The following is an 8,576-nucleotide window of genomic DNA, read 5'->3' on the forward strand; positions in this document are numbered from 1 at the left end:
GCCGATACATGACCTGGCTGATCACCGGCGGCGCCGGCTACATCGGGGCGCACGTCGTCCGCGCGATGACCGAGGCGGGCGAACGGGCCGTGGTGTACGACGACCTGTCCACCGGGATCGCCGAGCGCGTGCCCGACGGGGTGCCGCTGGTCGTCGGCTCGACCCTGGACGGGGAGCGGGTGGCCCGCGCGCTCAAGGACCACGCGGTCACGGGCGTCGTCCACCTGGCGGCGAAGAAGCAGGTCGGCGAGTCCGTGGACCTGCCGCTGCACTACTACCGCGAGAACGTCGAGGGGCTGCGGGTGCTGCTGCAGGCGGTCACGGCCGCCGCGGTGCCGTCCTTCGTGTTCTCGTCCTCCGCGGCGGTGTACGGCATGCCGGACGTCAGCCTGGTGACCGAGGAGACGCCCTGTGTGCCGATGAGCCCGTACGGCGAAACCAAGCTGGCGGGCGAGTGGCTGGTCCGCGCCACGGGCCGCGCCCACGGTCTGTCGACGGCTTCCCTGCGCTACTTCAACGTGGCGGGCGCCGCCGCGCCGGAGCTGGCCGACACGGGCGTCTTCAATCTGATCCCCATGGTCTTCGAGAAGCTCACGGAGGGCGTGCCCCCGCGCGTCTTCGGCGACGACTACCCGACTCCCGACGGCACCTGCGTCCGCGACTACATCCACGTGGCCGACCTGGCGGAGGCCCATGCGGCGGCCGCGCGCCGGCTGGCCGCCGCCCCCGGGACGGACCTGACGCTCAACATCGGCCGCGGTGAGGGCGTCTCGGTCCGGGAGATGATCGACCGGATCAACGAGGTCACCGGCCACACACTCGCCCCGGCCGTCACCCCGCGCCGCCCCGGCGACCCGCCCCGCGTCGTCGCCTCCGCCGACCGCATCGCCGCGGAACTGGCCTGGAAGGCCAAGTACGGCGTCCGCGACATGATCACGTCGGCCTGGGAGGGGTGGGTACGGCTCCACCCCGAGGCCCGGCGGGGTTAGGGGCTGAAGGCCGGGGCCGCCCGTCGCTCAGAGACTCGGGCCCAGAGGTTTCAGAAAACGCGCTCGCCGCGGGCCGGACATCGTCCGGGACCGCGGCGAGTGCCTGACGGGTGTACTGACGGGATCCGTCAGAGCTTGTCCATACGGGTGTAGGGGCTGACGATACGGGCCTGGCGGGAGCCGAAGTCGACGAGCATCGCGATGCCCTCCTCGACGCCGACGATCCTGCCCAGGCCGAACTGGTCGTGCGTAACACGGTCACCCAGGGCGAAGTGCTTGGCGACCGGGACAACCGGAGCTTTGAAGGGACTGGTGGACAGGTGGCGCCGGGGCGCGGATGGCTTCGTCATCGTCAGTCCAGTATGCGCCCCCGAGGGCCTCGAAAGTGAGGCCCGGATGACAACGATCCGGACGCTACGGGGTTGACGCCCCTTGCCGGGGCACCCCGCAAGGGGTCCGGAGCTGCGGCGATTCCTGGCTCCGTGGCATGAACGGGACCAGCCTCGGCCAACCGCCGAGACCCGAACTCGAACGCCGACTTCGTGACCGGGCGACGCCATTTCGATGCCCTTCAAGACCCTTCGACGCCCTTCGACGCCTTCAGCCCCTTCGATCCGTTCGACCCCTTCGAGGCACCGCAGCGCCTTCGAGGCCTAGAGCGCCTTGAGTGCGACCGCCGTGGCCCGGGCCAGGCTCTCCAGATACCCCTTGGGCAGCTTGGGGCTGCGGATCACCACCGAGCGCCAGTACAGCGGTCCGGAGATCAGGTCGAGGGCCAGTTCGTCGTCGATGCCCATCCGGACCTCGCCACGCCTCTCCGCCGCGGCGACGATGCCGCTGGCGACGCCCTCCTGCCCCTCCCGCAGGGCCTTCTGCATGGCCTCTGCGATGTCCGGGTTGCGGGCGGCCTCGGCCTGAAGGTCGGGGATGATCTGCGAGGCGACAGGGTGACGCAGGGCCCGTGACGTGACCTCGTACAGGAGGCGCAGGTCGCCCTCCAGGGTGCCCGTGTCGGGTGCCGGCAGCCCCTGCACCGCGACCGCCGACACCAGGTCGAGCACCAGGTGCAGCTTGGAACGCCACCGGCGGTACACCGCGGTCTTGCCCACACCCGCGCGGCGCGCGATCCCCTCGATGGACATCCGCGCGTATCCGACGGCCGCGAGCTCCTCGAAGACGGCCGCCCTGATGGCCTCCGTCACATCCTCCCGGAGCACCGCCGCCCCGGCGGGAGTCCGGCGGCGCGGCTGCTGCGGGCTCTCCGGGGCCCCTTCGGCGTTCGTCGGGGTCCCGTCGGCGTTCGTCGTCATGTCGAACAGCATAGGGGCGTCACGACGAAACGGTTGCGTTCCGACGTGAGATCGGCCTACGCTCACGTGACGACGATACGGTTCCGTCCCGACGTAAAGAGGGTCCCTGGTGCGGGTAAAGACGGGCCCGTAGCGACGTAAAAGAAGCGTTCGCACACCCCTCCCACGAGCCCCGCGCTCCGAGCGAAAGCAGCGGATGTGAGTCAGGTCCTCCACACACCGCCCCCGGCACCCGACCCGGTGCCGGCATCGGCCGCCCTGCCCGACGACGCCGCGGCACTCGCCGCCCGTTACGGCCTCACGGTCAGCGGCGCCCGTCCCTCACTGCCCGCGTACGTCCGCCAGTTGTGGGCGCGCCGGCACTTCATCACGGCGTTCGCCACCGCCAAGCTCACCGCCCAGTACAGCCAGGCGAAGCTCGGCCAGGTCTGGCAGGTGGCCACGCCCCTGCTCAACGCGGCGGTCTACTACTTCATCTTCGGCGAGCTCATGGGCACGAGCCGCGGTGTCCCGGACTACATCCCGTTCCTGGTCACCGGCGTCTTCGTGTGGACGTTCACCCAGAGCTCGATCATGGCGGGCACCCGGGCGATCTCCGGCAGCCTCGGCCTGGTGCGCGCCCTGCACTTCCCGCGGGCCGCGCTCCCGGTCTCGTACGCGCTGCAGCAGCTCCAGCAGTTGCTGTTCTCGATGGCCGCGCTGTTCGTGATCCTGCTCTGCGTCGGCGTGCCCGTGAGCGTGTCCTGGCTCCTGGTCGTTCCCGCCCTGGCACTGCAGTTCGTGTTCAACGCGGGCGTGGCGATGATCATGGCCCGGATGGGCGCCAAGACGCCGGACATCGCGCAGCTGATGCCGTTCGTGCTGCGCACCTGGATGTACGTGTCCGGTGTCATGTGGAGCATCGACAGGGTGCTCACCGCCCACCAGGACATGCCGCACATCGTGCTGGTCGCCCTGGAGTGCAACCCGGCCGCGGTCTACATCGACCTCATGCGGTTCGCGCTCATCGACACCTTCCACGCGAGCCAGCTGCCCCACCACGTGTGGGCGCTCGCGGTCGGCTGGGCGCTGCTCGCCGGCGTCGGCGGCTTCATCTACTTCTGGAAGGCTGAGGAGACGTACGGCCGTGGCTGATCCCGACAACACACCCGCCCCCACCACCCTCGTCGCGGACCGTGTCCCCACCCTCGCGGCCGAACTCGTCCCCACCGTCGTCGCGGACCGCGTCGACATCGTGTACCGCGTCAACGGCACGGGCGCCGGCCGCGGCAGCGCCACCGCCGCCCTCAATCGCATCCTGCGCCGGAAGAAGACCGAACAGGCCTCGGGTGTGCGGAAGGTGCACGCCGTGAAGGCGGTCTCCTTCACGGCGTACCGGGGGGAGGCGATCGGGCTCATCGGCACGAACGGGTCCGGAAAGTCCACACTGCTCAAGGCCGTCGCCGGGCTGCTCCCGGTGGAGCACGGGCGGATCTACACGGACGGGCAGCCCTCACTGCTCGGTGTGAACGCCGCCCTGATGAACGACCTGACCGGCGAGCGCAACGTTCATCTCGGCGGCCTCGCGATGGGAATGTCCCGGGAGCAGGTGCGCGAGCGCTATCAGGAGATCGTCGACTTCTCCGGCATCAACGAGAAGGGCGACTTCATCACGCTGCCCATGCGGACGTACTCGTCCGGAATGGCCGCGCGGCTCCGCTTCTCCATCGCCGCGGCCAAGGACCACGACGTACTGATGATCGACGAGGCCCTGGCCACGGGGGATCGCTCCTTTCAGAAGCGCTCCGAGGCTCGGATCCGGGAGTTGCGGAAGAGTGCGGGGACGGTCTTTCTCGTGAGCCACAACAACAAGTCGATCCGGGACACGTGCGATCGGGTGCTGTGGCTGGAGCGGGGGGAGTTGCGGATGGACGGGGGTACGGAGGAAGTGCTGAAGGAGTACGAGAAGTTCACCGGAGGCGGGGGGAAAGCCCCCTGAGGGGCGCGGGGAACCGCGCGAGCAACCACAGCGCACCCGCAGCCGACGAACACCCTGGATCAGCCCGGGATCAGCCCGGGATCAGCCCGGGATCAGCCCGGGATCAGCGTTCGAGGAAGCTGAACAGGTCCTCCCACCTGTTCACGATCTCGGTCGTCGTGTAACGCTGGATGTTGATGCGGGCCCGGTCGCCCATACCGTCCCGCAGCTCCTTGTCGGACATCAACGTGTCGAGGCGGCGGGCCAGTTCACCGGTGTTGCCCAGGGTGGCGAGCAGGCCGTCCTCACCGTCGTGGACGATCTCGTGGACGCCGGGGGCGCAGTCGAAGGCGGCGCAGGGCACGCCGGTAGCCATGGCTTCCATGAGGGCGAGCGGGAATCCCTCGCCGCGGGAGGACTGGACGAAGACGGAACCGCCGCGCAGGGCGCCCGGCACATCGCTCGTACGCCCCATCCAGTCCACGGAGTTGTCGAGTCCGAGAGCCGTGCACTGCTTCTTGAGGATCTCCTCGTCCTCGCCCGAGCCGTAGATGCGCAGCCGCCAGTCGGGATGGCGCGGCGCGACCTCCGCCCAGGTGTCGAGGAGCATGTCGATGCCCTTCTGGTCGTGCAGCCGTCCGATGCTGACGACCGCCTTCTCGGTGCGCGGCGACGGCACCTCGGGCATGAACGGCAGCGGATTCGGCATGAATGACGCGTTGTTCATGCCCTGTCCGATCCACAGGTCGGCGTCCTCGCGGGTCAGCGCCAGCATGCGGTCGACGTCCTTGTAGTGCTTGAGCACCCGCTGGAAGCGCGAGGACGCCTTCGAGAACACGAAGGACTCATGGCTCATCCCGATCACGGTCAGCCCGCGGGTGTCGGCCTGCGCCACCCACTCCATGGCCCACACCTGCGTGACGATCACGACAGCGCCGGGCCGCGCCGCCCGGAACAACGCGGTCAGCCTGACGGCCTGCTCGCGCATGCTCGCCTCACGCGCCCGGCCGGGACGCGGCGGCTGTCCGGCGTACAACGTCGTCATCGGGTAGGGCACTTCGCCGAGTTCCTGCACGACGCCGGGCGGGGTGATGCCGACGACATGGACGCGATGCCCGCGCCCGGTGAGGAGCCGGGCCATCTGGTGCGACCAACTGGTCACTCCGCCCAGCTCGTTGACACTGTTGGAGACGAAGAAGACGTCCCGCTGCGGATCGGTGCTCACGAGGGTCATCCACGCCTCCACTGCGCGAAGAACTGGTCGACGATGCTCTGGGCGGCGTTCCCCTTGTCGTACTCGCCGAATTCCGCCACGAACCCCTCCCGTGCCTCCGCGTACTTCACGGCCTGCTCGTCCAGGGAGGCGAGGGCGGTGTGCAGCTCCTCCTCGGTGCGCACGACCGGCCCCGGCGCCCGCTCCAGCAGGTCGAAGTAGGTGCCGCGGCCCTCGTGCACGTACTCCTCGTAGTCGTAGGCGAAGAAGAACATCGGCCGGCCGAGGAGCGCGTAGTCGAACATCACGGACGAGTAGTCGGTGATCAGCCCGTCGGCGAGCGCGAGCAGCGGGGTCACGTCGTGGTGTGCCGATACGTCGATGACGCGGCCGCGCACGGACGGCGGGAGCACGACGTGGTTGAGGTAGTGCGAGCGCACGAGCAGGACGTACCGGTCGCCGAACGTGTCGGCGAACCGCTCCACGTCGAAGGGCAGCTCGAACCGCCGCTGTCTGCCCCCGTGTTGACGGAAGGTGGGCGCGTACAGCAGGACGGCCTTGTCGTCGGGGATCCCCAACGCGGTGGCGAGCGGACCGCGTTCGCGGAGGCCCGCTCCCTCTTCCCGCTTCCTGACCTGCACGAGGGCGTCGTTGCGGGGATACCCCACCCGCAGCAGCGTCTTCTCCTTCAGGCGGAACGCCCGGGCGAGGGTGCGTACATCGTGCTCGGAGCGGATCAGGAACCGGTCGAAGCGGTCGAGGGTGCGCTGCTGTTCGACCTGCTCGGGCCGGGGCCTGAGCTTCCACTCGGGCTCGTCGAAGCCCATCCGCTTCAGCGCCGAGCCGTGCCAGGTCTGGAGGTAGGTCGTCTCCGGCCGCTTGGTGAGCTTCAGCGGATAGCTCTGGTTGTCGACCCAGAACTCGGCCTGCGCCAGTGCCTTCAGATAGGGCAGCGACCAGCGGCGTACGAGGGTCGCGTCGGCCGGAAAGCCGGAAGGGCTGCTGCCCGTGTACGACCACACGGCCTCGAACTCCAGCCCCTGGCGCCGCATCTCCTCGTAGATCGCCTTCGGGCTGTCGCTGTACTGCCGGCCCAGGTGGCTCTCGAAGACGACGAGCCCCTTCTTCACGGGCAGCCGGCTGAACACCTCGTGGTAGAGGCGGATCTTGGTGTCACCGGAGGTGAGTCTCCTGCGCACCTCCTTCGCCTTCCGGTACCCGGACTTGGCGAACCGGCCGGGCGCGCCCCGCACGCCCTTCTCGACGAGCGCGTCCACCTTCTCGCGGGTCACGATCCGGAAGGAGAGATGGCCGCGTGAGGAGATCTCGGGCGTGACGTGGTCGGCGACCAGCCGCGTGAGCCGGGGCCGGACGGGCAACTGCCCGTCGGCCAGCCCGGGTTCGGAGGCGGTGAGGCGGGTGGTGGTGCGTACGCCGTCGACGTCGAGGTGCAGCCGTACGTCCCACACCGCGTCCACGATGCCCAGCGGCCGCAGCCCGCGCGCGAGGTCGGCCGACGCCTCCCAGGCGATGGCCTCGCCCTCGTGCCGCAGGGTGGCGACCGGGAAGCGGAAGATCTGGAACCGCACACCCTTGCGGCGGGCGGCGAACTCCAGCTCGCCGGTGAGCCGGGCGCCGGGCGGAACGACACCGAGGGGATTGGTGATGTGCCCGGCCAGCCGAACGGTCCCGCCGGCCTCCTCGTACCCGGTCAGCACGTTGCGCAGGAACATCTTCTCGACGGGCTTGGCGTGATAGCCGAGTTCGGTGACGTCGAGGACGTGCCGGGCGAAGTCGCCGTCGAGGTGATCGTCGAGGTGTTCGGCACACCAGTAGATCCGGCCGTCACGCTCCACCATCGGCGCGGAGATCTTGTCGCGGTTGGTGAGCGTGTCCACGGCCGGCAGGAGGTTGTCCCAGTCGCTCTTCTGCAGCAGATAGGCGCAGATGGCATGGATGGGCTCCACCTCGTCGAAGGCGGCGCGGTCGATGGACTCCAGGTAGTCGCGGGCGATCGCGGCGAACTCCTCCCGGTAGGAGGCGTCCCGGAACGGCAGGTCACGCAGGTGCAGCACCAGGTCGTGCTTGAGGAACTTGACGTCCTTGTGGAACTTCAGCTCCAGCAGACCCTTGTCGGCGAGGAGTTGATCGACCCGCCGATGGATCTCCATCCGGTGCGTGAAGTTGGCGATCTCGGCGCGCCGGTTGCTGATCGACTTCGCCGCGGCCTTGTCGACGACGTTCCAGTCGTAGACGCGGTTCGGGATGAGGGTGATCCCACGGGCGGCGGCGTAGGCCTGGGCGGAGAAGAGCAGGTCTTCGTAGTGAATGCCAACGGGGAATTCGAGCCCCTGCTCAGCGAGGAACTCTCTCCTGTAGCACTTGTTCGTCGAGAGGGTGTCGAAGACCAGCAGGTCCGGCAGCTCGGAGATCGACTCCAGGGTGCGGGTGCGCGCGTACAGCCAGGGGTACCACTTGACCTCCTTGCCGTTGCGCGAGTCCACGTGCACCCGCACGCACATCCCGGAGACCAGGTCCGCGCCGGTCGTCTCGGCCGCCTCCAGCATGTTCCGGCAGGCGTTGCGCTCCAGTACGTCGTCGCTGTCGAGGAAGAGGACGTACGTGCCGCGCGCCTGGGCGATGCCGTGGTTGCGGGGAGCCCCGCAACCTCCGCTGTTCCGGTCGAGCCGGAAGGCGCGGACCCGGCCGGGGTGCGCGGCGGCCAGCTCCCTTGCCACGTCGTACGACCCGTCCGTGCTCCGGTCGTCCACGATCACGACCTCGACGTTCCGCAAGGTCTGCTCCAGCACGGAGCGCACGGCTGTGGGCAGCCGTGTCTCGTCGTTGTAGACGATCACGACGACGGATACGTCCGGTGCGGGAAGCGATTCCTCGTTCATCCTATTTATCCTAAGTGTCCCTCGCTGGACCCTGTACGGGGTGTAGGCCGCTTGGGGGCCACTTAGGTAGATGTTGATCGAGAGGCCCGGGTTGCTCCGGGGGGATTTCGCCCCCGGACCCAGCTGAATCTCAGCCCGTCCGGCGTTTGAGGACGAGCGCGTCAGCGCGATGCGGGGGTCTGGGGGCGGCAGCCCCCAGGGACGGGA

7 protein-coding genes are annotated in these 8,576 nt (G+C 69.1%); 3 read left to right on the forward strand and 4 right to left on the reverse strand.

Annotated features, from left to right (window positions below):
* The first annotated feature begins 8 nt into the window (after positions 1 to 8).
* Entirely contained in the window at positions 9 to 989 is a 981-nt protein-coding gene (gene galE / locus O3Q52_RS16295; RefSeq protein ID WP_269649500.1) for a UDP-glucose 4-epimerase GalE, read from the forward strand.
* A gap of 128 nt (positions 990 to 1,117) precedes the next feature.
* On the opposite strand, the gene O3Q52_RS16300 is transcribed toward galE, so the two are convergent.
* Both O3Q52_RS16300 and O3Q52_RS16305 read right to left on the reverse strand, forming a co-directional pair.
* Entirely contained in the window at positions 1,118 to 1,339 is a 222-nt protein-coding gene (locus O3Q52_RS16300) for a hypothetical protein (RefSeq protein WP_055517933.1), read from the reverse strand.
* Between the two features lie 303 nt (positions 1,340 to 1,642).
* Positions 1,643 to 2,299, reverse strand: a complete 657-nt coding sequence (locus tag O3Q52_RS16305; RefSeq protein WP_269649501.1) for a TetR/AcrR family transcriptional regulator — start codon at positions 2,297 to 2,299, stop codon at positions 1,643 to 1,645.
* A gap of 198 nt (positions 2,300 to 2,497) precedes the next feature.
* On the opposite strand from O3Q52_RS16305, the gene O3Q52_RS16310 reads away from it, so the two are divergent.
* Complete coding sequence (locus O3Q52_RS16310; RefSeq protein WP_269649502.1) at positions 2,498 to 3,433, forward strand: ABC transporter permease; 936 nt, start codon at positions 2,498 to 2,500, stop codon at positions 3,431 to 3,433.
* Between the two features lie 97 nt (positions 3,434 to 3,530).
* Entirely contained in the window at positions 3,531 to 4,277 is a 747-nt protein-coding gene (locus O3Q52_RS16315) for an ABC transporter ATP-binding protein (protein WP_143633023.1), read from the forward strand.
* 103 nt (positions 4,278 to 4,380) lie between these two features.
* Here O3Q52_RS16315 and O3Q52_RS16320 read toward each other — a convergent pair whose 3' ends face one another.
* On the reverse strand, positions 4,381 to 5,490 hold the full coding sequence (locus O3Q52_RS16320; RefSeq protein ID WP_269649503.1) for a glycosyltransferase: 1,110 nt from the start codon (positions 5,488 to 5,490) through the stop codon (positions 4,381 to 4,383).
* On the reverse strand, positions 5,487 to 8,369 hold the full coding sequence (locus tag O3Q52_RS16325) for a bifunctional glycosyltransferase family 2 protein/CDP-glycerol:glycerophosphate glycerophosphotransferase (protein WP_269649504.1): 2,883 nt from the start codon (positions 8,367 to 8,369) through the stop codon (positions 5,487 to 5,489). The genes O3Q52_RS16320 and O3Q52_RS16325 overlap by 4 nt, the downstream gene beginning before the upstream one ends.
* Positions 8,370 to 8,576: the final 207 nt, after the last annotated feature.

The sequence above is a fragment of the Streptomyces sp. ActVer genome, from assembly GCF_027270795.1.
Taxonomy (GTDB): domain Bacteria; phylum Actinomycetota; class Actinomycetes; order Streptomycetales; family Streptomycetaceae; genus Streptomyces; species Streptomyces umbrinus_A.